A 23,999-nucleotide genomic window follows, 5' to 3' on the forward strand; every position below is an offset into this window, starting at 1 on the left:
GGTCACACCCTGGCCACCGGCAGCTACGGCGACACCGTGCGGCTGTGGGACTTGGTCACTCAGAAGCAGATCGGTGACCCCCTCGGCCACACCGACCGCGTTATCTCGTTGGCGTTCAGTCCCGACGGTTACACCCTGGCCACCGGCAGCGACGACGGCACCGTGCGGCTGTGGGATCCGGTCACTCAGAAGCAGATCGGTGAACCCCTCACCGGCCACACCGGCGTTATCTCGGTGGCGTTCAGTCCCGACGGTCACACCCTGGCCACCGGCAGCGGCGACGGCACCGTGCGGCTGTGGGATCCGGTCGCTCAGAAGCAGATCGGTGAACCCCTCACCGGCCACACCGACGGCGTCATCTCGGTGGCGTTCAGTCCCGACGGTCACACCCTGGCCACCGGCAGTTGGGACAACACCGTGCGGCTGTGGGATCCGGTCACTCGGCACCCGATCGGTGAACCCCTCACCGGCCACGCCAGCAGCGTTTCCTTGGTGGCGTTCAGTCCCGACGGTCACTCCCTGGCCACCGGCAGCGACGACGGCACTGTGCGGCTGTGGGATCCGGTCACTCGGCAGCAGATCGGTGACCCCCTCGGCCTCACCGACGGCGTCATCTCGGTGGCGTTCAGTCCCGACAGTCACTCCCTGGCCACCGGCAGCAGCGACGGCACAGTACAGCTGTGGGACATCGGCTCCGCAGATGACGTCGCCGGTTCCCTGTGCCGCTGGGGCGGACAGGACTTCGAATCCGCGCCATGGCCGCCAGATGTCCCCGCAGATCTACGAACCGAGCTCTGCCCATGAACGAAGGACATGCATTTCCGGGGTTCGACAGCTGAACCAGTTCTCGGCGCCATCACTCCTGCGAAGAAGCCTGCTGACACGTCCTGTCGCTGGACCCTGACACAACTGTCGCATCACCAGGTCAACCCACTGACAGTCCTGTGCCGTCTCGCACACCGACCTGCCGCCGCTGGCATCCGACCGATCCAAACGAATCCGCCACGGCGAGGAAGTCCGCGTCGCTCCCGCTGACCTGCCGACACTCGTGCAGTGGATCCCCTCGATGCAGAAACACATCGACAAACTCGCGGCCCTTACCAACCCCGCCCCGCTGAACAGGACTTCGAAAATCACTGAAGGCGACTTCGAAACCTGACAGCTGGTAGTCCTCGCTCACACGCCCCAGTGTTTCATGAGTACGTTTCAACCACCGGTTCTTTTGCAACACCCTATGAAACAGAATTAAGGCTGGTCGAGGCACGGTGACCGTGGTGTTTCATAGGCGATCACCTATGAAACACCGTGCTCGTTCTGCTCGCCCTCTGGGAAACGCTCACGCGGTCTGCGTTGTTCGGCGGCGCCGAGGGATGGGAACCTGGTTTCCGGGAAACGCGCTCAGTGCAGGAATTGTTCGATGAGCAGGCTGAGCCCGATCAGGACCATGCCAGCACCGGAGATGTAGCCGACGGCCCGAGCCGCTCTCGGGCGCGCGCGGACGAGCGTGCGAGCAAACACGCTCATGCCGGTGTAGAAGATGGCGCAGGTCGCGGTGAAGATCAGGCCAAGGAGCGCGAGCTGGACGGCGAGAGGCCAGCTCCAGTGTGGGTCGGCGAATTGCGGCAGCAGCGCGAGGAACAGCAGCAGCGCCTTGGGATTGAGGCCGCTGACACCGATCCCGCTCAGCAGCGTCGCCCGGCCCGTGGGTGGCGAGGTGTCGTCAACTGTTGGGGCGAGGCTTCCGGGGGGCTTGCGGAGCGTCTTGACTCCCAGCCACAGCAGGTAGGCGCTGCCGATGAGCGTGAGGGTTCGCAGGAAGGCCGGTGTGCCGGCCAGGAGCGCGCCGATTCCGGCGGCGACCACTGCGGTCATCGCGGTGTAGCCGATGGTGATCCCGCCGACAGCCGCAGCCATCGGGCGGTCGCGCACCACCGCGCCGATCATGAAGGCCCAGTCGGCACCGGGAACGACGATCAGCAAGGTCGCGACGCCCCAGAAAGCGAGCACAGAACCGACAGCCATTGGCAACTCTTTCCACGAAGACAGCTGACCAAGCAAGGATATTCGGCAACAGCCCGCAAGTGTTTCCGTATTTTCCCGCCATAAGACTAGTTTGTGGAAGAATCTGTTACATGGACCGTGTTGACCGGAAGATCCTTGCCGAGCTTCAGGCGGATGGGCGGCTCACTCTCACCGATCTGGCTGGTCGGGTGGGGTTGAGCGTGTCGCCTTGCCACCGGCGGGTGCGGGAGTTGGAGCAGTCGGGTGTCATCCGCGGCTACTGTGCCGTAGTCGACCCGGCGGCGGTGGGCCTCGGCTTCGAGGCGCTACTGTTCGTGACAATGCGGCAGGAAGACCGTGAGACGCTGCTGGCGTTCGAGGCGGCCGTGGCGCAGATCCCCAATGTGTTGCAGGCGCAGCGGCTGTTCGGTGACCCCGACTACCTCTTGAGGATCGTGACCGCCGACCTGAGCGCGTACCAGCGTCTGGAAGACGATGTGCTGGCAACCCTGCCGGGCGTCCAGCGTCTGAACTCCACGCTGGTCATGAAGAACATCGTCGCCGAACGACCCCTGCCCGCCTGACGACGCCGCAGCCATCGGGCCCACGGGTTATCAGGCGTTTCGGGGCGGTCGGTCAACTCAGGTCGCGGGTGTTTGCTAGAGCTGATCGGCGACCGACTCGGCAACCTCGGCTGCGGGTTCAGAACAGGGTGTCGCGGACCCGCAGCGGCCGGTAGCCGGTGGGACCGAGCGCCGCGAGTTCGGCCTCGATATCGACCTCGATCGCGCCGAAGAAGTTGATGTTGGCGCTCTGCGCCGGGCTGATGTGGGCCAGCACATCAGCGTCGATGCAGCGGCCCTGACGGCGCATCTGGTCCACTGCGAGACCGTAATACTCTGTGGTCCAGGCGATGACGGCATTGGTGACCAGGGTAAGGCACCATGCCTGCTTGGTTTGGGCTTCCAGGTGCCGGGCACGGAACGCGCCTTCGTGGGCGTAGATGAGGCCGCGTTTGAGGGCGTGGATGGATTCGCCCTTGTTGAGCTGGCGGGAGATCTTGCGCCGGTAGTCCGGATCAGTGAGGTACCGGCAGGCGTAGATGGTGCGCCGCATCGCGCCGTACTCCTTGAGCGCCGCGGCGAGAGCGTTCTGTCGCCCAGACGCCGACAGCTTGCCGACCAGCAAGGATGCGGTGGCGTGCCCGAACTTCAGCGACCCAGCCAACCGGAGCAGGTCGTCGTAGTGCTCGGCGATCAGGTCCAGATTCAGCTTGCGGGTCAGCAGTGGCCCCGCGATCGGGAACCGCGCCTCTGCGTCGGCGCGCGGCATCGGCCGGTACAGGGTGATCTTGCCCAGGTCCCGGATGCGCGGGGACAGCTGCATCCCGAGCAGGTCGAACAGCGCGAAGTTGGCGCGTTCGGCCAGTTGCGCACGCATCCGGTTCTCGGCGGCACTGAACTTCCCCGACAGCGCCTGATCGAACAGCGCCACCACCTCATCGAGCACATCGGTGCCCGACTGCGCCAGCACCGTCAACAGAATCGGGTACCGCCGCTGCGGGTCGCGCCGTTCGAGGGCCTGCGGAGTCAGGCGGCGGCCCAGCGTCGCCAGGAACCGGCGACGCTCCGCCGGAAGCAACCGACAGATCGAGGGTGTCCGCGCCCAGGCCCCGCACGAACCCCAGCTTGTCGACCTCGTTGCGCACCGCGGCCGCCGATGCCTCCACCGGACCGGTGGACAACCACCGCAACCGTGACATCCGAATCGAGGAATCGGTCACCAGCAGCGCGTCCAATTCCGCGCAGCGTTGCGGAGTCAGCTCGTGCGCGAGCCGATCATAGGTCTCGCGTTGTGCCTGCTCACGCGCGTGCACGACGCGGCGGACCAGGGTGTCGGGGCTGGGGCGGACCACCCGCGCCGAGATCAGATACTCACACCCCAACCGGAACAGCAGCGTCGGCGAATCATGCTCCATTGCCCGCGCCAAGAGGAACTCGTCCAGCTCCTTCAACTCCATCGCACCCGCCGCCCGCCAGCTCAGATACTGGGCCACCAACCGAAGATGCTTGGTGCGGGTCTGTGCCCGGCGACCGTACGAACGGATCTGCGACGCATCAACTTTCAGCTGATCCGCCAATCGGACGACCGCCACCAGCGGCGCGGCCGCGACCTTGTCCGGCACGAACCCCAGCCACGGCAGCGTGCACAACGCCACGGCAAGGCCGAGCTGGTCCTCCGGGCCACGCCCACGTCCCGGCGCGACGAACGCGGTATCAGCAGGGGTCAGCGTGAATAACCGGAAGAGCTCCTCGCGGCTGATCTCCGGAAACTCTCGCAGACGCGCCAATTCCTCGGCTGCGAACACCTGCGTCGCCACGAAACCCGACCTCCACCACGCCGACCAACCTCATCAGCAGCCAAGCCAAGCACCTACCGCACCCGCCCGCAGCGCGAGCCGATCACAACGGCATCGCTGCTGGTCCAGCCATATGTGTTGTTTTTCGCGCGATTACTACTGGAACCCCGACTTGGAGAAGTCGGGTTACGTACAGCGCGAACGCAATCCGCGCGACCGGCGCTCCTACGTCGTGACCGTCACCGATGCGGGCCACGACCGCCTGCACCAGGCGGAGGCTGCGATTCCGGCCTACCTCGACAAGACCTTCGCGGCACTGACCGCCGGCAAGCGCCGCCAGCTCACGGCGCTGCTCGGCAAACTCTTGGTGCCCGCCGGGTGAGCGGCCGGGATGCACCGGCCGCGCACCGACCTACGCGTCGGCCAGACCGAGTGTGTCGAGCAACCAGGCGTATTCGAAGGCGACTTCCTTCCACACCTCGTAGCGGCCGCTGACGCCGCCGTGGCCCGCGCTCATTTCGGTCTTGAGCAGCAGCGGTGTGTCACCGGTCTTGGTGGCGCGCAGCTTGGCGACCCACTTGGCGGGTTCCACGTAGAGCACGCGGGTGTCGTTGATGCCGGTGATGGCCAGAATGGCCGGATAGTCCTTGGCTTCGATGTTCTCGTAGGGGGCGTAGGACTTCATGTAGTCGTAGACCTCCTTGTCCGCCAACGGATTTCCCCACTCGTCCCATTCGATGACGGTGAGCGGCAGCGACGGGTCCAGGATCGAGGTGAGCGGGTCGACGAACGGCACGCTGGCCATAATTCCCGTGAACAGCTCGGGTGCCATATTCGCCACCGCGCCCATCAGCAGCCCGCCCGCACTACCGCCGTCGGCGACCAGCCGATCCGCCGAGGTGGCACCGATATCGATGAGATGCCGTGCGCAGGAGACGAAATCGGTGAAGGTGTTCTTCTTGGTGAGCGTCTTGCCGTTCTCGTACCAGAACCGTCCCATTTCGCCACCGCCGCGCACATGCGCCACCGCGAACACCATGCCGCGGTCGAGCAGCGAAATCCGCGACACCGAGAAGGACGGATCCATGGGGGTCTCGTAAGAGCCGTATCCGTAGAGCAGCAGCGGTTTCGGACCCGCGGGCAGTCCCTTCTTGCGCACCAGCGAGATCGGAATCCGAGTGCCGTCCGCCGCGAGCGCCCAATCCCGGTGCTGCTCATAGTCGTTCGCGTCGAAGCCGCCGAGTACCGGCTGCTCCTTGCGCAGCAGCAACGCACCGGTGGCGGGGACATAGTCGAAGACCTGCGTCGGCGTGATGAACGAGGTCAGCCCGATCCGCAGCGTCGGCTGTTCCCACTCCGGATTCGACCCGGAACCGACCGAGAAGAGTTCCAGATCGAATTCGAGTTCGCGCCGCTCGCCGTAGCCGGATTCGGTCAGCGGCCAAATGGCAATGCGGGGCAGCGCTTCGCGCCGGTAGCTCAGCACCAGATGACCGGCGAACGGGTCGATATCCTCGAGCCGCACATCGTCGCGATGTCCGATCAGCGGCGTCATATTCGACGGATCCGATACCGGGGCCTCGGCGAGCACGAAGTTCTCCGCCTTCACCCCGTCCACGACATCGTTGTGCAGGATCAGAAAACGGTCCTCGCCGCCGACCACCGCATGTTCCGCCGCGTATTCGACGCCCTCGCGGCGCGGCAGGATGACCCGGAATTCCCCTTCGGGATTATCGGATTCGAGCACCCAGCCCTCGGTGGTGATCTTGGAGTTGACCGAGATCATCAGGTACTTCTCCGAGCGCGTCGCGCCGATGCTCACCCAGTAGCGCTCATCGGGCTCGTAGAAGACCTTGACGTCGTCATCCTTGGCCGTGCCGAGCCGGTGCCGCCACACGGTGTCGGGCCGCCAGGCTTCGTCGACGGTCTGATAGAAGACGTGGGTGCCGTCCAGCGACCAGGTCGCGCCGGGTGCGGTGCCCGCGATCTCGTCGCCGAGCATCTCGCCGGTGCGCAGATCCTTGAACTGCAGCAGATAGCGCTCGTCACCCACGGTGTCGATCGAGTACGCGAGCAGGTTGCCGTCATGGCTGATCGAGAACGCGCCGAGGGAGAAGAAGTCGTGGCTCGCGGCGACCTCATTGCTGTCCAGCAGCACCTGCTCCCCGGGAATCTCGGTATCGACCTCGAGTTGCGGCGGGGCCCAGGCATCGATCCCCTCGGCCGTGGCATCGATGGGACAGCGGCAATGCACGCCGTACTGCTTGCCCTCGAAGCTGCGCGAGTAGTACCAGTACTCGCCCATCCGGATCGGCACCGACAGGTCGGTCTCCTGGGTGCGTGCCTTGATCTCGTCGAAGATCTTGCTCCGCAGTCCGCCGAGATGCGCGGTCTGCGCCTCGGTGTAGGCGTTCTCGGCCTCGAGGTAGGCGATGACCTCCGGGTTCTCCTTATCGCGGAGCCATTCGTAATCATCGATGAAGACATCGCCGTGGTGCACTCGCTCGGTGCGCACCGTCTTGGCGATCGGGGCCGTCACCACGGCCGATTCATCACCCGGACCGGCGAGCGTTCCGGTTCCACTGTCGAGAGCCATGGGGTCCACCCTACTGTTCGGGCCGGCCACCGCCCGCCGCTCGGATGATCTCGTCGAGGACCGCGCCCGCCCGGTGCAGATCGGTCATGGCCCGGCTTTCACGCCGGCACCGGCAGTCACCGGCGACGGCTCAGCGAGCGAGCGCACCGCGGATCGAACTCGCCAGATAGTCGAGGTCAGCGCGGTGCGGACTGGTCGGCCGGCCACGTAGTCCGAATCCGTCACCCGGCGTCCGCGGAATGACATGCAAATGCACATGGAACACCTCCTGACCTGCGGTCACCCCGTCGGCCAAGAAGAAGTTGACTCCATCACACCCCACCTCGCTGGCCCGCAGCGCGCCCGCCAACTTCTGCGCCACCTCGAACAACTTCCCGCCGACCGCCGGATCCAACTCGGCCAGACTCCGCGCCGCCACCTTCGGCACCACGAGCACATGCCCGGGCGTCATGGGCCGAATATCCAGGAACGCCACCACATCATCGTCCTCATAGACCCGACTGGCCTCCGCCCGCCCAGCCACAATGTCCCCAAAGATCGTGTACGGATTCACGCGCCGAACACTATCGCCGGTTACCGACGTCGCGGCTAGAGGATCGGCGACGCGGTGTAGCGGGCCGCGTCGGGGTACTGGTCCACCAACTTCTGGACAGCGGCCACCACATCCGAGACCTGGGCACCGGCAGCGCCGATGACGGCGGACTTGTCGGCCAGGGCGGCTTCCCCATCGGCGCGGTCCAAGGGGAGATAGCGGTCGAGTTCACGGGAGATGGCGGCCGGTGCCACCCGAGTTGGTCTTCGATCCGGACTCGGCGATCTGTACGTCATGCGCACCGGCGCGCAGGTCCTATCCTGGTGCAGGTCATATCCTGGTGGTCACAGCGTCGGTCGAGTCCGGCCCACTGACCAGTGGGATACCGCGGATCATCGTCCGGCGCTCCCGCATAACCCGAACGCCAAGAGGGCACTCCATCGGGCGTGCGAAACAGCGGGGTGAATGGGGCCGCCATAGGTTTGCATCACCGCGACTCGCAATAAGCGTGGGGCAACCGTAGAGACAGAGGCAACTAGCCGATCCAACAATGCGGTGTAGCTACGAGGGACCGAATACTGGACACATTCACCGTAGCCACATTCTAGTGACGCCTGTCACATTTCCACGTAGCGGAACATCATTTCCGTGATCGGAGAGGATTAGGTATGGGGATGTTGACTTGGCGTCGCGGCCGGGCAGACAGTGGACGACCTGAGGATGCAAGACACTCACCGGGACAGTTGGCCGCCTACGGCGCCCAGCACATACTGACGATGTACGGGGGTGTGATCGCGCCACCGCTCGTCGTCGGCGGCGCGGCCGGTCTATCCACCGCCGACATCGGATTACTGGTGACGGCGGCTCTGTTCGTATCGGGCCTCGCCACGCTGCTGCAGACCCTCGGAATCGGACCGTTCGGTAGCCGATTGCCCATCGTGCAGGGGATTTCTTTCTCAGGCGTATCGACCATGGTGGCGATTGCCAACACCGGCGGATTACGTTCGGTATTCGGCTCGATCATCGTCGCCGGAATCATCGGCCTGGTGCTGTCATCGTTCTTCGCGCAACTGCTGCGATTGTTCCCCGCGGTGGTTACGGGCACGGTCATCACCGTGATCGGCCTTTCACTGATGCCGGTCGCCTTCAACTGGGCAATGGGCAACAACTCCGCCGCACCCGACTACGGTTCCCTGACCAACATCGGACTCGCCGGCCTGACGCTGCTGATCATCCTGGTGATCAGTCGCCTGTTCCAGGGCGCGGTGTCGCGACTGTCGATTCTTATCGGGCTGGTGCTCGGTACCGTCATCGCGGCGTCCGCAGGCAAGGCCGATTTCTCCAATGTGGGCGATGCCCGCCTGATCGCACCGCCACAGCTGCTGCACTTCGGGTCCCCGACCTTCGAAGTCGGTGCCATCGTCGCGATGACAATCGTGATCCTGGTGACCCTGATCGAAACCACGGCCGACATGCTCACAATCGGTGAAATCATCGGGACCGACGTCGATTCCAGGCGCGTGGCGGACGGGCTGCGAGCCGAAATGCTGTCGACGTCGGTTGCGCCGGTCTTCGGATCCTTCACCTGTAGCGCGTTCGCACAAAACGTCGGCCTGGTCGCACTGACCGGAATCAAAAGCCGGTTCGTCGTGGCAACCGGCGGCCTGATTCTCGTGCTGCTCGGCCTGCTCCCGGTGGTCGGCGCGATCGTCGCCGGAATTCCGTACCCGGTACTCGGCGGCGCCGGACTCGTGCTTTTCGGATCGGTTGCGGCGAGCGGGATTCGCACCCTGTCCCGGGTGGACTGCGAGGACAACCTCAACATGATCATCGTCGCGGTCGGCATCGGTTTCGGCCTCATACCCGTTGCGGCACCGAAGTTCTGGGACGCTCTCCCCGAAAAAATGGCAGTGGTCCTGAACTCCGGAATCAGCGCCGCCGCAGTCGCCGCCGTCCTCCTCAACCTGGCCTTCAACGAATGGAAGTTCGGCAAACGACCAGGTGCCTCCGTATTCGCCGCAGCCGCCGACGAGCGCGACCGGCTCGACAACGACGTCAAGCCATAGGCACTCGATCCCATACGTTGATGTAATGGGCACTGTTCACTCAGCGTTGATCGTTCCCTGATCAAACAGGCGATCAGGCCGAAAAATGGGCCCAGGCAAGCGAGCCCGTACACCTCGTACTCGGAGATTCGCGATTCACTCTGGCGCACAGCGAGTGTGAGGGCGGAAGCCAACCGACATGTGGTGCAGCGCCTCCGATGGGATCTGGTTGTACTGACCATGGACGTTGGTGACGACGTGGCGAGCTGACGAAGCGAAGACCTCCGAGTGAAGTGCCTGCTGTCCAGGAACGCATTCACTGCCGGAGGTCTTCGCGTCCCGCCGTTATCCATGCACCGCTATCCGAACCAGGCCGGTTGCAGGCCGCTGGCCTCCGCCCGCCCAGCCACAATGTCTCCGAAGATCGTGTACGGATTCACGGGCCGAACACTATCGCCGGTTACCGACGTCGCGGCTAGAGGATCGGCGACGCGGTGTAACGGGCCGCGTCGGGGTACTGATCCACCAACTTCTGGACAGCGGCCACCACATCCGAGACCTGGGCCTCGGCAGCGCCGATGAAGGCGGACTTGTCGGCCAGAGCGGCTTCCAATTCGGCGCGGTCCAAAGGAAAGCGCGAGTCGGCCGCCAGGCGGTCCAGCAGATCGGGTTCGCGGCCCAGTTCCCGCATGGCAAGGGCGACGGCTACCGCATGTTCCTTGATTACCTCATGGGCGGTTTCGCGACCGACACCGGCCCGCACGGCGGCCATGAGCATCCGGGTAGTGGCGAGGAAGGGGAGGTAGCGATCGAGTTCACGCGAGATGACGGCCGGATAGGCGCCGAATTCGGTGAGCACGGTGAGGAAGGTTTCGATCATGCCGTCGATGGCGAAGAAGGCATCGGGCAGCGCGACGCGGCGCACCACCGAACAGAAGACGTCGCCCTCATTCCATTGCGCGCCAGCCAGTTCGGCGGCCATCGAGGCATAACCGCGCAACACCACCTGCAGGCCGTTGACGCGCTCGCAGGACCGGGTGTTCATCTTGTGCGGCATGGCGGAGCTGCCGACCTGGCCGGGCTGGAAGCCCTCGGTGACCAGCTCGTGGCCCGCCATCAGCCGAATGGTGTGCGCGAACGACGACGGACCCGCACCGACCTGAACGAGCGCGGACAGCACATCGTGATCGAGCGAGCGCGGATACACCTGACCGACACTGGTCAGCACATTCGCGAAGCCGAGATGCCGCGCGACCTGCTGCTCCAGCGTCGCCAACTTGGCCGAATCGCCACCGAGCAGATCGAGCATGTCCTGCGCAGTGCCCATCGGCCCCTTGATACCGCGCAGCGGGTAGCGGTCGATGAGTTCACGCAGACGGGTCAGCGCGATCAACAGCTCGTCGGCGGCGGAGGCGAACCGCTTGCCCAGTGTGGTGGCCTGGGCGGCGACATTGTGCGAACGTCCCGCCATCACCAGCGTGTGGTACTCGGCGGCCCGCTCGGCCAGCCGCGCCGCCACCGCGACACCGTGCGCGTGCACATGCTCCAACGAAAGCCGGATCTGCAGCTGCTCCACATTCTCGGTGAGATCGCGGCTGGTCATGCCCTTGTGCACGTGCTCATGCCCGGCCAGCGCGTTGAATTCCTCGATGCGTGCCTTCACGTCGTGGCGGGTGACCCGCTCACGCTCGGCGATCGAGGCGAGATCCACCTGATCGATGACCCGCTCGTAATCGGCGATGACGCCCGCGGGCAGGTCGATGCCGAGTTCGGACTGCGCCCGCAGCACCTCCAGCCACAGCCGCCGCTCGAGCACGATCTTGTTCTCGGGCGACCAGAGATGCACCAACTCGGGGCTGGCATATCGGGTGGCAAGGACGTTAGGGACAAGGCTCACGTCTGTTCACTCTAGTGTCCGGAACCTGTCGACCTGCTGCGGCGTCGCGGGCGCGACGATATCGATGACCTCGAGCAGTGCTCCGCGCGCCATTCGCCTTGGCTCCGGATCCATTTCGCTCAACGCAGCCACCACGGCCCCGTCGACCACCGCGACCATCCTGCGCAACTGTTCCGACCGGGCCGCCCGATCGGAGCGGCGCAGTACATCGGCGAGCAACTCGTCCAGCTGCGCCCTCAGTCGTAGCTGGACCTCCCGCAGTTGCGGATGCCGCGCCGAGGCCACCGAACGCTCATAGCGCGCGATGAGCTGGCCGCGGGCGCCCTCGTCGTGTCTGTCGGTCCCCACCAGCAGGTCCAACACCAAATCGACGGTCGCCTCCGCGCCACGTCTGCGGTGGCTCACCTCGCCGACCCGCCGCCGCATCGCATCCAGTTCGGTATTGCCGCTGAATTCGACTGCGCGCGCGATCAGATCATCGAGCGACTCGAAGTAGTACGTCGTCGACGCCAGCGGAAGGTCGGCGCGCGTCGCGACCGAGCGATGCCGCACCGCATCGAATCCGCCTTCGAGTAACAACTCGGCGGCGGCCGCTACCAAAGCCTGGCGACGCCGTTCGCCTTTCGGGGTCGTCGCGGTTATCACCGTGCCATCGTGCCAGTCGTCATCAGTTCATCCGTGTGAATCAGAGAGGAAACCTAGAGAATGAAACCCAGCCATCGTTGTTTTACCGCATTTGCTCGTTCATGGTGCCGAACCGTGCAAACTCGTTGTCGGACAGCATCATCAACCACGCAGATAGTGACCCAACCGTACAAGTGCCGCCTCGATGTCCGCGGTGGCTCCGGCGAAGGAGAACCGTACCGTCCGGTGCCCCGCCGCCGTATCGAAGTCGAGACCGGGCGCCAGGGCGACGCCGGTGCGGTCGAGCACCTCGGCGCACCACCGCCTGGAATCGTCGGTGAGATGGCCGATATCGGCGTAGGCGTAGAAGGCGCCGTCGGCCGGAGCCAGGTCGGTGATGCCGAGCTTCGGCAGCCCCTCCAGCAGCAGTTGCCGATTCACCGCGTAGCGGCGGACGTGACCGTCGAGTTCCGCCTTGGCCTCGGCGCCGAACGCGTGCAGCGCCGCGTACTGCGAGATCGCGGGCGGACACACGGTCATATTGGATGCGAGCCGCTGCAGTGCCGGTCGCAATCCGCTCGGCGCCAGCATCCAACCGAGCCGCCAGCCGGTCATCGAGAAGTACTTCGAGACCGAGCCGATGACCACGGATTCGCGCGAGGTCTCCCAGGCCGATGATGTCCGTCCGACGCTGACGCCCGGGTAGGTGATGCCGTGGTAGATCTCGTCGGAGATCAGCAGGGTGCCGTGCGCCTCGCACCAGCGGGCCAGTGCGGCAAGCTCATCCGGATCGATCATGGTGCCGGTCGGGTTGGCCGGACTGGCCACGATCAGACCCGCCGGCGGTTCCGCCAGCGCCTCCAGCATGGCGACCGTCGGCTGGAATCGAGTTTCCGCACCGCAATCGAGTTCGATGACGCGACACCCCAGCGCGACCAGGGAGTTGCGATAGGCCGGATATCCGGGCCTGGCCACCACGACGGTATCCCCGGCGTCGAATGCGGCCAGGAAGATGAGGGTGAACGCGCCGGAGGACCCGGTCGTCACCACGACATCGTCGGGTTCTACGGCGTATCCGTAGGTATCGCGATGGTGTTCGGCAATCGCCTCGCGCAGCGACAGAATGCCGAATGTCTCTGTGTAACCGAGCAATTCGGCATCGATTGCCGCCTTGGTCGCGCGCAGCACCGGGGCCGGCGCCGGCGTCGACGGCTGCCCGGCCGCCAGCACCAGCACATCGCCGTGCGTCCTGGCCCGTTCCGCGGCGGCTTTCCAGACATCCATCACGTAGAAAGGTGGAATGGTCGACCGGCGAGATTCTCTGGACACCCGTCGTACGGTAGACGGTCCCGTTCACCGGGTTGGCGCCGATCCTCGACTTTGTCGGATACCGAAATGCGACCGACCGCGCGTTTCGGCAGGTTCGCGGCCTCCGGCCCGGGTTATTGTCGGCGTCAATGCTTGACAAGGCTCGCCGTGCGCGGCTGGACCGAGTACCCGGGGTGGGTGGCATCGGTGTCATCCCCCCCGATTGGCGCGCCGCGGTGCGGGAACGACGCGAATCCGAGCTGCGTGCGCTGCCGGGACGGGCGCGCGAGGTGCTCGGCGAGTGCCGGGACGGCCTGGTCTGGCTGCGTCGGCAACCCACACCCGACCTGCGCGCACTGTGGGAGGACCGGCCCAAACCCGACCACCGCGCGTTATTGCGCAAGCACCGGGTCCTGATCGTCGGTGTCTGCGTCACCGCCGTCTTCGCGGCCGCGGATTCCGCGTTCACCTGGGGCGTCACCAACCGCACGCCCGGCCCCGACGAGGCGCAACGCGTCGCCTTCGCATATCCGCAGCAGGTGCAGTCGACACCGCCGTCGGTGAAGCGTTATCTGAATGCCATCGCCAACGGTGAGCGCATCCGGGAGCAGGAGGTGGTCGCGGCCGCGACCCGCGCGACGCTGGAACGCGCCAAGGCCGAGGCGGCCGCGGCCGTCTCCGGTGCGTATCAGCCGTGGATGGCGGGCAGTGCACCGGTCATCGCCGGGTCGGTGCTACCCGGCATCACCGGCATGGTTCTGCCGACGCGCGGCGCCTTCACCTCCGGATTCGGTTCGCGCTGGGGCACTTTCCACAACGGCATCGATATCGCCGGTCCCATCGGCACCCCGATCTATGCCGTCGCCAATGGCACCGTCATCGATGCGGGCCCCGCGCAGGGCTTCGGTCTCTGGGTGCGCATCCGGCACGACGACGGCAGCATCACCGTCTACGGTCACATGTACGACTTCTTCGTCTCCGTCGGCGAGCGCGTGCCGGCGGGTATGCAGATCGCCCGCATGGGCAACCGCGGCGACTCCACCGGACCGCATCTGCACTTCGAGGTCATCGTCAACGGACAGCACGTCGACCCGCAGCAGTGGTTGGCGATGCACGGGCTCGGCTTCGGCTGAGCCCGAAAGCGTCGACTGATCCCGATCGCATCCGACAAAGTAGAGGGTTGCACTTATAAGTGCAACCCTCTACGGTGGGTAGTACCTGCGAGAGCGAAGAGGAGTTCGGTCCCATGAGTACATCACTCATTCGCGACGAGAAGGCAGTTCTGTCGATCACCGCGAGCGAAGTCGAGCAGGCTCGGGCGTTCACCGCCCACTTGGAGCAGGCGCGGGCTGCCGCCCCCACCGAGACTGAGCAGAGCATCACTGTCGACCTCCAAGGCGGGGTCTCCGTGGAGGTGCCAGCTCAGCTGACCGCGCTGATCTCTCAGATTCTCGGCCTTGTAAGCCGTGGTAGCACCGTCACAGTTCGCAGCGTTCCGAACGAGGTGACAACCACCGTCGCCGCGAAGATGCTGGACATCTCACGACCCACCTTGATGAAGCTAGTCAACGACGGCACGTTGCCCGCACACAAGGTCGGCTCACACACCCGGCTCTTCAGCAGGGATGTCTTCGCGCACAAGGAGATCCAGCGCGCCGCGCAGCGCGAGGCGTTCGATCGACTGCGCGCGCTCGAAGACGAACTCGGCGTAGTCGACTGATAACGCTGCGGTGTCTGTTCGACCGTAAGTCCTACCCCGTCCACACGTCGCGCCGCAGGCGCGGCAAATCAGACGCTGATGCGGTCCTCGACGGCCGCGAGGCCGATATCGGTGCGAAAGTGGCTGCCCGGCAGCTTGATCGAGGCAATGCGGTTGTAGGCGTGTGCGCGGGCCTCGGCCAGATCCGCGCCGATGCCGACGACGCTCAGCACGCGACCACCCGCGGAAACCAGGGTTCCGTCCTCGCGCAACGCGGTTCCCGCATGCAGCACGGCGGACGAGTCGTCGGTACTGCCATCGCCCGCTCCGGTGATCACGTCACCGACGCGCGGACGACCCGGATAGTTCTCGGCGGCGATCACGACCGTGACGGCCGAACCGTCCCGCCAACGCGGGGCGGCGACCCCGGCGAGCGTGCCGGTCGCGGTGGCGTTCAGCAATTCGCCGAGCGGACTCTCCAACAGCGCGAGCACCGCCTGGGTCTCCGGATCGCCGAAGCGACAATTGAATTCGACGACGGCCGGTCCGTCCGCACCGATCGCCAGACCGGCGTAGAGCAGTCCGGAGAAGCCGCAGCCACGCCGCACCAACTCCGCCGCGACGGGCTTCACGACATCCTCGACGATCGCGGTGACCGACTCCTGCGGCAACCACGGCAGCGGCGTGTACGCGCCCATACCGCCGGTATTGGGCCCGGTATCGCCGTCGCCGACCCGCTTGTGATCCTGCGCGGGCAGCAGCGGCACTACGGTCTCGCCGTCCACCAGGCAGAACAGCGAAACCTCCGGTCCGTCCAGGAAGGATTCCAACAGCACCGGATGGCCCTGCTCGAGCAGTTCGGCACCGTGATCGCGGGCGGCATGCCGGTCGGCGGTCACCACCACACCCTTGCCCGCGGCCAGGCCGTCGTCCTTGACCACCCAGGTCGGGCCGAACCGATCCAGCGCCGCATCGAGTTCAGCCGGGTTGTCGACAATCTCGCTGTGCGCGGTGCGCACCCCGGCCGCGGTCATGACGTCCTTGGCGAAGGCCTTCGACCCCTCGATGCGCGCGGCCGCGGCCGACGGACCGAAACACGCGATCCCCGCGGCCCGGACCGCGTCGGCGACGCCGAGCACCAGCGGCACCTCGGGCCCGATCACCACCAGGTCGGCGTCCAGCTCGGTCGCGAGGGCAACCACCGCCTCCGCGGAGGACGGATCCACCGCTCTGACCTGCGCGTGCTGGGCGATCCCGGCATTGCCCGGCGCCGCGAACAGCGCGGACACCGCGGGGTCCCGGCGCAGGGCCAGGACGAGGGCATGTTCACGGGCTCCGGAACCGATGACGAGTACGCGCACGCGCAACAGCTTAGGGTGTCGCCGATATCGGCTCCCCCGCCTCCCCGGAACTTTTGCCGGTCGTTGGGTGCACCGTAACTTCGTCCGCGGACCTGCGGTGGAGTCCTGGCTCATTCTTGGGCATACCCCGACGAGTTACCCATGAACTCACGAAATCAGTCGTCACGTTACCGGCCCCCAGTGGTCGTCGAGTGGATGATTGATGGGACGGGGCACGACGGCCGACCTCTACCGCAAAGGACGTGCTGACGATGAGTCTGATCGATGGACTGATGGGCAATGCCGGGCGGATAGATCCCGGAAAGGCGCAAGCGGAATACGCAAAGCTGATGGGCGGCGGTGAGCAGGTCTACGCCGCGTATCTGCTCGTCCGCGATGCGATTCTGTTCACCAACCGGCGTCTCATCCTGGTCGACAAGCAGGGGGTCACCGGCCGCAAGGTGAGCTATCACAGCATCCCGTACCGCGCCATCACTCATTTCTCAGTGGAGACCGCGGGCACCTTCGACCTGGACGCCGAACTCTGCATCTGGATCTCCGGCACCCATGAACCGGTGCAGAAGCGATTCAACCGCCAGGTAGACATCTACGAGGTGCAAAGCATCCTGTCGCACTATGTCGCCTGATTTATCGGGCGCCGTCAACACCCGAACGACCGATCGGGAAGTCTCGGCGTAGCCTGCGGTGCATGGCTTCTGTTTTCAGCGCGATCATCGAGGGCCAGCTACCGGGCCGATTCGTCTGGGAGGACGACGAATTCGTCGCATTCCTCACCATCGCCCCGGTGACGCAAGGGCATACGCTGGTGGTCCCCCGCAAGGAGATCGATCAGTGGCAGGACGTCGACGCCGACACCTTCGCGCGGCTCAACGGCGTCGCGCAGAAGATCGGCCAGGCGGTCCGCCACGCCTGGGACGCACCCCGCGCCGGCCTGCTCATCGCCGGTCTGGAAGTCCCCCACCTGCACGTCCACGTCTTCCCGGCCTTCGCCATGGGCAACTTCGACATCTCCGGCGCCAACCCGAACCCCACCCCCGAATCTCTCGACGAAGCCCAAACCAAGATCAAGACCGCACTGCGTGACCTGGGCTACGGAGCCAACGTCCCCGACTGATCAGAGTCGAAGCTGCGAGGCGGCTGGCAACGACCCAGAACACTTCAGGATCGGGGCCGCCGCCCGTACCCACTGCTGTTTTCGCATCACGCGGCGATGTGTGAATGCAGGTCCACGTAAACGGTCCCGCTGTGGCGCGGCCCGACATCGGGCCTGTGCTGCACTCTATTGCTTTGTGTCCGAACATGTTTCACGATCGGAACGCACCGCGAGTTCGCTCGTATCCAATTGGGCTAGGGGACGAGAGTCAGCCTGGGGGCAGATCGTGAATCAGCACGTCGAACGTCGGCGCGTCAGGCCAGCCCGGCTTGCTGACTCCAACACGGCTCCATCCCCAGCTTCGATAGGCGCGATACGCGCGCTCGTTATCCGGTTCAACCAGCAGCGTCGCCCGCCGCTCCGGACGGCTGCCCAGCAGTTCGTCATGCAGGGCCCGCGCGAGGCCGCGGCCGGTGTACTCGGAGCACACCATGATCTCCGACAGCGCGAACGTCCGAACACCATCCTCTTCGGTGAATGCCCTGTGGTCGGTAACCGTCTTGTCCGGCTGGAAGTTCTTCCACCATGCGGCATTCGGGCTCAGCGTCCAACCCCAGGTTTGGCCGACCGTGTGCCCGTCCGCTTCGGCGATCACCATGGCGAATACGCTGCCACGGGCCGGATCGGAGTAACTGTCGAACCGGTGCATGAACGCCTCGGGTGAGTCGAACGGATCACCAGAAGCGATCGCATCGACGTAGGAGCGGCGATAGATGCCCTCAACAACCGGCCGCAGAGCGCGAGCCTGCGCCGCGTCGAGGTGCCGGAACTCGATCCCGTCGGGAAGGCTCATGCGGTGATCGCTATCTGCTCGGTCAGGGTGTCGAATTGGTGACCGAACTCAGCTCCCGCGGGCAGCTCGAGGGTCGCGTGCCGGACCGGTTCTAGGACTTTCAGTGTGCGCGGTGAGGAAACAGCGGTCGCCAGGTGGTCCAGGACAGGGAACGCTTCAGTGAGTGCCCCGTTGAGGTCACCGGCCGCTGCCCGCGCTGAGGCCAGCCATGCCCGCGCATTGATGGTGTTGCGCACCGAAGCCTGTTCGCTGGCAGCAGTTTCCAACAGTTCTACTGCCTTCGCGTGCTGACCGACGCGTCCATATCCGCGTGCCTCATGCCCACGGACTTCGGCGTGGTTGACGAACCGCAGCCACGCCGGGCATTCGTGGATCGGTTCGTGCTCGACCGCCTGGTCCACCTCGCGCCACGCGGTCGCGATCGCGCGCCCGAACGCGGGACGGTCTTCGAGCAACGCGACGGCTTGGGCTTGCCGGATCGCGATCAGGGCGTGGATACGCCCCGGCGGCCGTCCGCGCATGAGCTGGCGCGCTCGGTCGACCAGTTTCAACGCGTGGTGCGGGCTCGCCTGCCCGCTGCTGCTCAACGCTATGGATTGGTTCGCGCTGTACAAACAGGTATGCGCGGTCAGGTCCGGGTCGTCGGCCTGGCTGGCCAAAGCCATCGCATCGGAGTAGCAGCGCCGCGCGAGCGGATGCATGTCAGCGTCGAATGCCAACCAGCCCGCCAGGACCGCGAGTTCTCCGGTCGCAGATGCGAACGCATCCCCCGCAGCCGAGTCGAAGTCACAGGTTTCGAGCTGGCTCTTGGCGCGCGCTAAACCTTCAATGGCGTAGCCAACCAGCTGCGCGCCACCGACGCGCTGGTCCTCGTGCTCCAACTCGTCAACCCGAGCGAGCAGCCGCCGAGCATCGGACAGGCCGAGCCGGTTTGCGCCGATGTCCCAAGAATGCAGGACCGTCGCGGCTCCGGCCATCGCCGCCAACCTGCTGAACTCTCGCCGTCTCACGTTTCCATCGACTTCCGACGCGTAGATACCCAGCGCACCATCTGGCCCACTGGCTCCGTGTACCCCAGGCTGCCCAGCATGCAATCCCCGCGACGCGGCGACCGCCGACCAGAACCGTTCGGCCTGCTCCTGATTCAGTCCTGCGAGCGCGGTATCGAGGTCATGAGCTGACTTGCCCCGTACCGGCCGTTCCGCTGTCGCACGCTGCCACTTCCGCACCGTCACAGGCTGATAGCCAAGTCGCTCGGCGAACTCCTCCTGGGTCAGCCGCAGGGCAACACGCCAGAGAGCCTTGACCTCGACACCCGTCCAATCGGTAACGATCATCGCCGCCCCCGTCCCGCACCTTCAATCCGGTATAGCGGAAGCGTATCGGGTTCGTGCGGTCTCATGCCTGGGAACCAGTCAGCTGGTCAACCATGCTCGATTCAGCCCCGGCGCCGGGTGACGCCCAAGGGCACACCACCGGCTCGATGGAGCCGCCGAAGGTGGCGAAAATCCCCGGCGTCGGGCGCATTCCAACGACACAACGCACCCGGGGGTATCGCGTAATGACCGCAGAACTCTTCACCACCATGGTCGTCATCGCCGCAGTGATCTTCTTCCTGTGGCTCGTCTTATACGGCCTGCCCTACATCCTCGGCAAAGACACTGTCCCCGAAGGCGCTGTGCCCGCCGCCGAAATCCTCGACCGGGTCACCACCGAACGAATCCACCCCGCCCCGCCGCAAGGATTCACCGCCGACGAGGCCGCGCTCGTCCTGCAACAGCACCTCGAATGCAGCCGTGAACTGTGCGACTCCAAATACAAAGCGTATTGGACTCGCGTGGACGCCGGACTGATTCGGCCCACTCCGGAGACAGTCCGATGAGCCACCTGATCCAGTTCAGCGACGGGCAGTTCGGGTTGGTCGACGACGATGGGTTCGTCGACGAGCTCGACGCCGTCGAGCTGCCTGAACTCGAGACCACCACTCCCGCGCTCTGGGCGGTGTTCATCGACATCGACGCCACCTCCGCGGTCGACACCCAGCTGCCGGAACGGACTGCGTTCGTCGGACCGCCACGTCCGCTGGACCTGCCCGTCGAACTCATTGAGCGCGTCGCTAACGCAGTCCGCGAGTGGGGCGAACGTTGAGACTGCCCGCCAGCCGGATGCCCACCGCCGCCGCGTACCAGCCGGACTCACGCGACGCCGGAATCCGCCGCTACTTCGGCCTCACCCAATTCGCGCTCATGACCGGAGTACCAGTAACAAAGCTGTCCGCCTGGCGGCACGGCACCTCCGTGTGGGTACCCACACCCGATATCGACATCGGCGACCACGGCGGCTGGTCGCTGGCGTGCATCCAAGCATGGGACCCGGACCGAAAGCCGTTCGGGCGACCACAAACACGCTACTTCGCCGACACCGCCACCATCCGCGCCCGCTACCACGGCATGCCCACCTCCACCCTGTGGGCGTGCATCGGCGACGGCACCATCCCCCGGCCGGTCGTGTGGGTGGACAACCGACCGGGCTGGCTGTTGTGACGCGTGCACGTCACAACACCGTCCCCGGCCGTGCGTGGCCGGGGACGGCTCTTATCTCTCCCGTGGGGTACGGGAGTAGTAGGTAATGGAGATAATGATGAGAAACCTGATCAGGGTGGTCCTGCTCACCGCGTTCGGTATCGGCTCCACACTCGTCGCCGTCGACACCGCGTCAGCTGCTTGATCGGCGAACGCCACGCCCCTGAAACGCACCTGATTCCGCTAGCGCTAGACGCGGCGCTCGGCCACCGCGACAAGTTCTCGTTATTCGGCGACGACTACCCAACCCCTGACGGCACCTGCGTACGCGACTACATCCACATCACCGACCTCGCCCGTGCCCACCTGCTCGCCTTGGACGCCATCCACTTCGGCGAGCACAAGATCTACAACCTCGGCAACGGCATCGGGTTCTCGAATCTTCAAGTAGTCGAAGCGATTCGACAAGTCACCGGCGTGCCATTCGAGGTCGAGAACGCACCGCGGCGACCAGGCGACCCAGCCGTCCTCTACGCCTCGTCCGAACTCGCCAAGAACGAACTCGGCTGGACACCGGAGAAGCCGGACATTGTCGATATCGTGCGCGACGCGTGGCGATTCCATCAGCAGTGGCAGTAACTTGACGACCCGCGGCTTATACGGCGAGTGCTCTACCAGCTCAGACGGGGGTGGGCCACCGCATCGCGCACACTCAGCGGGGTTCGCGTGGCAAGCGGACGGTGAAGGTTGTGCCTGCACCCTCGGCGCTTTCGACGCTCACGGTGCCGTTGTGCGCGTCGACCAGGGCTTGGACGATGGAGAGGCCGAGGCCGGTGCCGCCGCTGGCGCGGGTGCGGGAGGTGTCGGTGCGGTAGAAGCGTTCGAAGATGCGCTCGGCCTCCTCGGGCGGTAGGCCCGGACCGGTATCGGCGACTTCCAGCAGGACCTCGTCGTCGGTCGGGGTCAGCCGGACCTTGACCTCGGCGTCGGTAGGTGTGTGCACGACTGCGTTGTTCAGCAGATTGGCCAGCACCTGGCGCAGCCGCGCCTCATCACCGATAACTTCCAATGTTCCTGTACCCGGACGAATTTCCAGTTCGACAGCGCGGCGCCGCCCGTCATCGCCAGTGGCCGCGGTGACTGCACGGGCATTGTGCACGGCGTCGCTCGCGACCGCGAGCAGATCGACCGGACCCAGTTCCAGCGGACGTTGGGCATCCAATCGGGCCAGCATCAAGAGGTCCTCGACCAAAAGCCCCATGCGCTGGGCCTCGTGTTCGATCCGGTCCATGAACATGGCCGGATCCGAGGTCGCGCCTTGCCGATACAGTTCGGCGAAGCCACTGATGGTGGTGAGCGGGGTGCGCAGTTCATGACTCGCGTCGGCGATGAAGCGCCGCATCTTCGCCTCGGAGCGCCGGGCCGCCGATTCGGAAGCTTCCGTCGCGGCGAAGGCCCGTTGGATCTGGGCCAGCATTCCGTTGAGCGATTGGGACAGCCGGTCGACCTCGGTATTGGTGCCGCGCACCGGAACTCGGCGGTGCAGATCACCGGCGGCAATCGCGGCAGCCGTCTTCTCGACCGCGCGCAACGGCCGCAGACTGCGTCTGATCACGAAGTAGGCGAGCACCGCGAGTGCGGCGAGTACAGCGACACCGACCATGAGCTGCAACATGATCAGCCGATTGACGGTATCGATGTTCTGGGTGAGGGGTATCGCGACGGTTGTCGTCGCATCGGGTGACACCGCCGTCATGGTCCGCCATTTGACCGTCGAACCGTTCTTGGAGCCGACGGTTACCGGTCTGGTGAGGACCTTGGTGCCCGGCGGATCCATGGTCGGCCGCACATCGGGCAGTCGCGGCAGGTCCGGCTCGGCCTCCTCATCGAACGGCCTGGTCTCGAGATAAACGGAGCTGTTGCCGCCCGGGGTCGGCTCGATGCGGACGAAGAAGGTGCTGGACGGATGCGCAGGAGCCGGCGGCCGCGGCCGCGACCACACCGTCACCACATCACGAAGCTGCTGATCGGTGCGGTGCAGCAGCGAATTCTCCAGCGCCGAGGTAACGACCATGCCGGATGCGAACAGTCCGAGCGCGGATAGCAGCACGAGCGCGACCACCAGCGTCACCCGCAGCGGAATCGCTGAAGAAGCGCGTGCCAGTGTGCGACGGGCCTGCGCGATCCGGGACGTGATCATGTCTCGGACCGGCGCGTGCGATTCGGCGCGCGCATCACGTAGCCCACGCCACGCAGCGTGTGAATCAGACGCTGATCGCCCGTGTCGACCTTCTTACGCAGATACGAGACATACGTTTCGACCACACCGACCTCACCCCCGAAGTCGTAGCGCCACACATGATCCAGGATGCGTGGCTTACTCAACACCGTGCCGGCATTGACCATGAAATACCGCAGCAGGGTGAATTCGGTGGGCGACAACGCAACCGGCTCGCCCGCCTTCCACACCTCGTGCGTATCGTCGTCGAGTTCGATGTCCTCGAACCGAATTCGCGAACTCTCACGCCGCGGGGCAGTGTGCCCGAAGCGGCGCAGGACAACCCGGAGCCGGGCCACCACTTCCTCGAGGCTGAACGGTTTGGTGATGTAGTCGTCGGCGCCGAGAGTGAGTCCGGCGACCTTGTCCTGGACGTCGTCGCGCGCGGTCAGGAACAGCACCGGTGCGTCGATGCCATCGGCGCGCAGTCGGCGCAGCAACCCGAAGCCGTCCATGCCCGGCATCATCACGTCGACGATCAACGCCTGCGGCCGGAAGCTGCGCGCCTTGTCCAGCGCCTGCGCCCCGTCGATGGCCGTATCGACCGCGAACCCCTGATAGCGCAGGCTGACCGACAGGAGCTCCACGATCATGGGTTCGTCGTCCACCACCAGCACCCGGGCCTCGGGCGTGGACTCCGAAGGCGCACCACTCATTGCTTCATAGTCCGGCAATCGGCTGGGATCTGCCTGGACCTTACCTGGGTGATTCCTGTGAGTGCTGTGTCTGATTTGCAGCGCCTTCGGCGCTGCGTGTTCGCGGCCCCCTTCAGTCTCGCGTCCGAGTCGTCGAGACTCGCGCCTGCGGCGCATGCGCTTCGACGACTCGGAC

At 65.4% G+C, this 23,999-nt stretch carries 22 protein-coding genes and 3 pseudogenes; 12 read left to right on the forward strand and 13 right to left on the reverse strand.

What is annotated here, in order from left to right; all coding sequences use genetic code 11:
- Positions 1 to 804 (forward strand): WD40 repeat domain-containing protein (locus AB0J29_RS30020; protein WP_364793520.1); only part of this gene is annotated, 804 nt, incomplete at its 5' end.
- 594 nt (positions 805 to 1,398) lie between these two features.
- Here the strand turns inward: AB0J29_RS30020 and AB0J29_RS30025 are convergent.
- The gene (locus AB0J29_RS30025; RefSeq protein WP_364793522.1) at positions 1,399 to 2,058 is read right to left on the reverse strand and encodes a LysE family translocator; all 660 of its coding nucleotides are present in this window, start codon (positions 2,056 to 2,058) and stop codon (positions 1,399 to 1,401) included.
- Between the two features lie 74 nt (positions 2,059 to 2,132).
- Here AB0J29_RS30025 and AB0J29_RS30030 point away from each other — a divergent pair, with 74 nt between their 5' ends.
- Complete coding sequence (locus tag AB0J29_RS30030; RefSeq protein ID WP_364793524.1) at positions 2,133 to 2,585, forward strand: Lrp/AsnC family transcriptional regulator; 453 nt, start codon at positions 2,133 to 2,135, stop codon at positions 2,583 to 2,585.
- Between the two features lie 118 nt (positions 2,586 to 2,703).
- Here the strand turns inward: AB0J29_RS30030 and AB0J29_RS30035 are convergent.
- Positions 2,704 to 4,381 (reverse strand): annotated as a pseudogene (locus AB0J29_RS30035) (Tn3 family transposase).
- Positions 4,382 to 4,532: 151 nt separating this feature from the next.
- Between AB0J29_RS30035 and AB0J29_RS30040 the strand changes: the two are divergent.
- Positions 4,533 to 4,742, forward strand: a complete 210-nt coding sequence (locus tag AB0J29_RS30040) for a hypothetical protein (RefSeq protein ID WP_364793526.1) — start codon at positions 4,533 to 4,535, stop codon at positions 4,740 to 4,742.
- Between the two features lie 30 nt (positions 4,743 to 4,772).
- Here AB0J29_RS30040 and AB0J29_RS30045 read toward each other — a convergent pair whose 3' ends face one another.
- The 3 genes and pseudogenes from AB0J29_RS30045 to AB0J29_RS30055 all read right to left on the reverse strand — a co-directional run.
- The gene (locus tag AB0J29_RS30045) at positions 4,773 to 6,956 is read right to left on the reverse strand and encodes a S9 family peptidase (protein WP_364793528.1); all 2,184 of its coding nucleotides are present in this window, start codon (positions 6,954 to 6,956) and stop codon (positions 4,773 to 4,775) included.
- A gap of 130 nt (positions 6,957 to 7,086) precedes the next feature.
- On the reverse strand, positions 7,087 to 7,509 hold the full coding sequence (locus AB0J29_RS30050) for an HIT family protein (protein ID WP_364793530.1): 423 nt from the start codon (positions 7,507 to 7,509) through the stop codon (positions 7,087 to 7,089).
- Between the two features lie 35 nt (positions 7,510 to 7,544).
- Positions 7,545 to 7,703, reverse strand: a pseudogene (locus AB0J29_RS30055) (adenylosuccinate lyase); the annotation flags it as partial.
- 453 nt (positions 7,704 to 8,156) lie between these two features.
- Here AB0J29_RS30055 and AB0J29_RS30060 point away from each other — a divergent pair.
- Entirely contained in the window at positions 8,157 to 9,554 is a 1,398-nt protein-coding gene (locus AB0J29_RS30060) for a nucleobase:cation symporter-2 family protein (RefSeq protein WP_364793532.1), read from the forward strand.
- A 454-nt stretch (positions 9,555 to 10,008) separates the two neighbouring features.
- On the opposite strand, the gene purB is transcribed toward AB0J29_RS30060, so the two are convergent.
- The 3 genes from purB to AB0J29_RS30075 form a co-directional block, all read right to left on the reverse strand.
- A complete protein-coding gene (gene purB, locus AB0J29_RS30065; protein ID WP_364793534.1) occupies positions 10,009 to 11,430 on the reverse strand; it encodes an adenylosuccinate lyase in 1,422 nt (473 codons plus the stop codon).
- Between the two features lie 6 nt (positions 11,431 to 11,436).
- Positions 11,437 to 12,075, reverse strand: coding sequence for a TetR family transcriptional regulator (locus tag AB0J29_RS30070; protein ID WP_364793536.1), 639 nt, complete (start codon positions 12,073 to 12,075; stop codon positions 11,437 to 11,439).
- A gap of 141 nt (positions 12,076 to 12,216) precedes the next feature.
- On the reverse strand, positions 12,217 to 13,383 hold the full coding sequence (locus AB0J29_RS30075; protein ID WP_364793538.1) for a pyridoxal phosphate-dependent aminotransferase: 1,167 nt from the start codon (positions 13,381 to 13,383) through the stop codon (positions 12,217 to 12,219).
- A gap of 128 nt (positions 13,384 to 13,511) precedes the next feature.
- On the opposite strand from AB0J29_RS30075, the gene AB0J29_RS30080 reads away from it, so the two are divergent.
- On the forward strand, positions 13,512 to 14,495 hold the full coding sequence (locus AB0J29_RS30080) for a M23 family metallopeptidase (RefSeq protein WP_364793540.1): 984 nt from the start codon (positions 13,512 to 13,514) through the stop codon (positions 14,493 to 14,495).
- Positions 14,496 to 14,608: 113 nt separating this feature from the next.
- Positions 14,609 to 15,082: a helix-turn-helix domain-containing protein gene (locus tag AB0J29_RS30085; protein WP_364793542.1), complete on the forward strand. Its 474-nt coding sequence runs from the start codon at positions 14,609 to 14,611 to the stop codon at positions 15,080 to 15,082.
- A 68-nt stretch (positions 15,083 to 15,150) separates the two neighbouring features.
- On the opposite strand, the gene purD is transcribed toward AB0J29_RS30085, so the two are convergent.
- On the reverse strand, positions 15,151 to 16,422 hold the full coding sequence (gene purD, locus AB0J29_RS30090) for a phosphoribosylamine--glycine ligase (protein ID WP_364793544.1): 1,272 nt from the start codon (positions 16,420 to 16,422) through the stop codon (positions 15,151 to 15,153).
- A 251-nt stretch (positions 16,423 to 16,673) separates the two neighbouring features.
- Here purD and AB0J29_RS30095 point away from each other — a divergent pair, with 251 nt between their 5' ends.
- On the forward strand, positions 16,674 to 17,048 hold the full coding sequence (locus tag AB0J29_RS30095) for a PH domain-containing protein (RefSeq protein ID WP_364496897.1): 375 nt from the start codon (positions 16,674 to 16,676) through the stop codon (positions 17,046 to 17,048).
- Between the two features lie 62 nt (positions 17,049 to 17,110).
- On the forward strand, positions 17,111 to 17,536 hold the full coding sequence (locus tag AB0J29_RS30100; RefSeq protein ID WP_364793546.1) for an HIT family protein: 426 nt from the start codon (positions 17,111 to 17,113) through the stop codon (positions 17,534 to 17,536).
- Between the two features lie 247 nt (positions 17,537 to 17,783).
- On the opposite strand, the gene AB0J29_RS30105 is transcribed toward AB0J29_RS30100, so the two are convergent.
- Positions 17,784 to 18,368, reverse strand: a complete 585-nt coding sequence (locus AB0J29_RS30105; protein WP_364793549.1) for a GNAT family N-acetyltransferase — start codon at positions 18,366 to 18,368, stop codon at positions 17,784 to 17,786.
- A complete protein-coding gene (locus AB0J29_RS30110) occupies positions 18,365 to 19,705 on the reverse strand; it encodes a hypothetical protein (RefSeq protein WP_364793551.1) in 1,341 nt (446 codons plus the stop codon). The genes AB0J29_RS30105 and AB0J29_RS30110 overlap by 4 nt, the downstream gene beginning before the upstream one ends.
- A gap of 92 nt (positions 19,706 to 19,797) precedes the next feature.
- Between AB0J29_RS30110 and AB0J29_RS30115 the strand changes: the two genes are divergently transcribed.
- The 4 genes and pseudogenes from AB0J29_RS30115 to AB0J29_RS30130 form a co-directional block, all read left to right on the forward strand.
- Positions 19,798 to 20,250 (forward strand): hypothetical protein, encoded by a 453-nt coding sequence (locus AB0J29_RS30115; protein ID WP_364793553.1) that lies wholly within the window; start codon positions 19,798 to 19,800, stop codon positions 20,248 to 20,250.
- Positions 20,247 to 20,516, forward strand: a complete 270-nt coding sequence (locus AB0J29_RS30120) for a hypothetical protein (RefSeq protein WP_364793555.1) — start codon at positions 20,247 to 20,249, stop codon at positions 20,514 to 20,516. The genes AB0J29_RS30115 and AB0J29_RS30120 overlap by 4 nt, the downstream gene beginning before the upstream one ends.
- Positions 20,501 to 20,911, forward strand: a complete 411-nt coding sequence (locus AB0J29_RS30125) for a hypothetical protein (RefSeq protein WP_364793557.1) — start codon at positions 20,501 to 20,503, stop codon at positions 20,909 to 20,911. Before AB0J29_RS30120 ends, AB0J29_RS30125 begins: the two co-directional genes overlap by 16 nt.
- Before the next feature lie 204 nt (positions 20,912 to 21,115).
- Positions 21,116 to 21,529, forward strand: a pseudogene (locus AB0J29_RS30130) (GDP-mannose 4,6-dehydratase); the annotation flags it as partial.
- Between the two features lie 73 nt (positions 21,530 to 21,602).
- Here the strand turns inward: AB0J29_RS30130 and AB0J29_RS30135 are convergent.
- Both AB0J29_RS30135 and AB0J29_RS30140 read right to left on the reverse strand, forming a co-directional pair.
- Positions 21,603 to 23,090 carry a HAMP domain-containing sensor histidine kinase gene (locus AB0J29_RS30135; RefSeq protein ID WP_364793559.1) on the reverse strand — a complete coding sequence of 496 codons (1,488 nt, stop codon included), beginning with the start codon at positions 23,088 to 23,090 and terminating at the stop codon, positions 21,603 to 21,605.
- The gene (locus tag AB0J29_RS30140; protein ID WP_364793562.1) at positions 23,087 to 23,824 is read right to left on the reverse strand and encodes a response regulator transcription factor; all 738 of its coding nucleotides are present in this window, start codon (positions 23,822 to 23,824) and stop codon (positions 23,087 to 23,089) included. The genes AB0J29_RS30135 and AB0J29_RS30140 overlap by 4 nt, the downstream gene beginning before the upstream one ends.
- Positions 23,825 to 23,999 lie beyond the last annotated feature (175 nt).

Origin of the sequence: Nocardia sp. NPDC049707 (genome assembly GCF_040674855.1) — a bacterium.
Taxonomy (GTDB): domain Bacteria; phylum Actinomycetota; class Actinomycetes; order Mycobacteriales; family Mycobacteriaceae; genus Nocardia.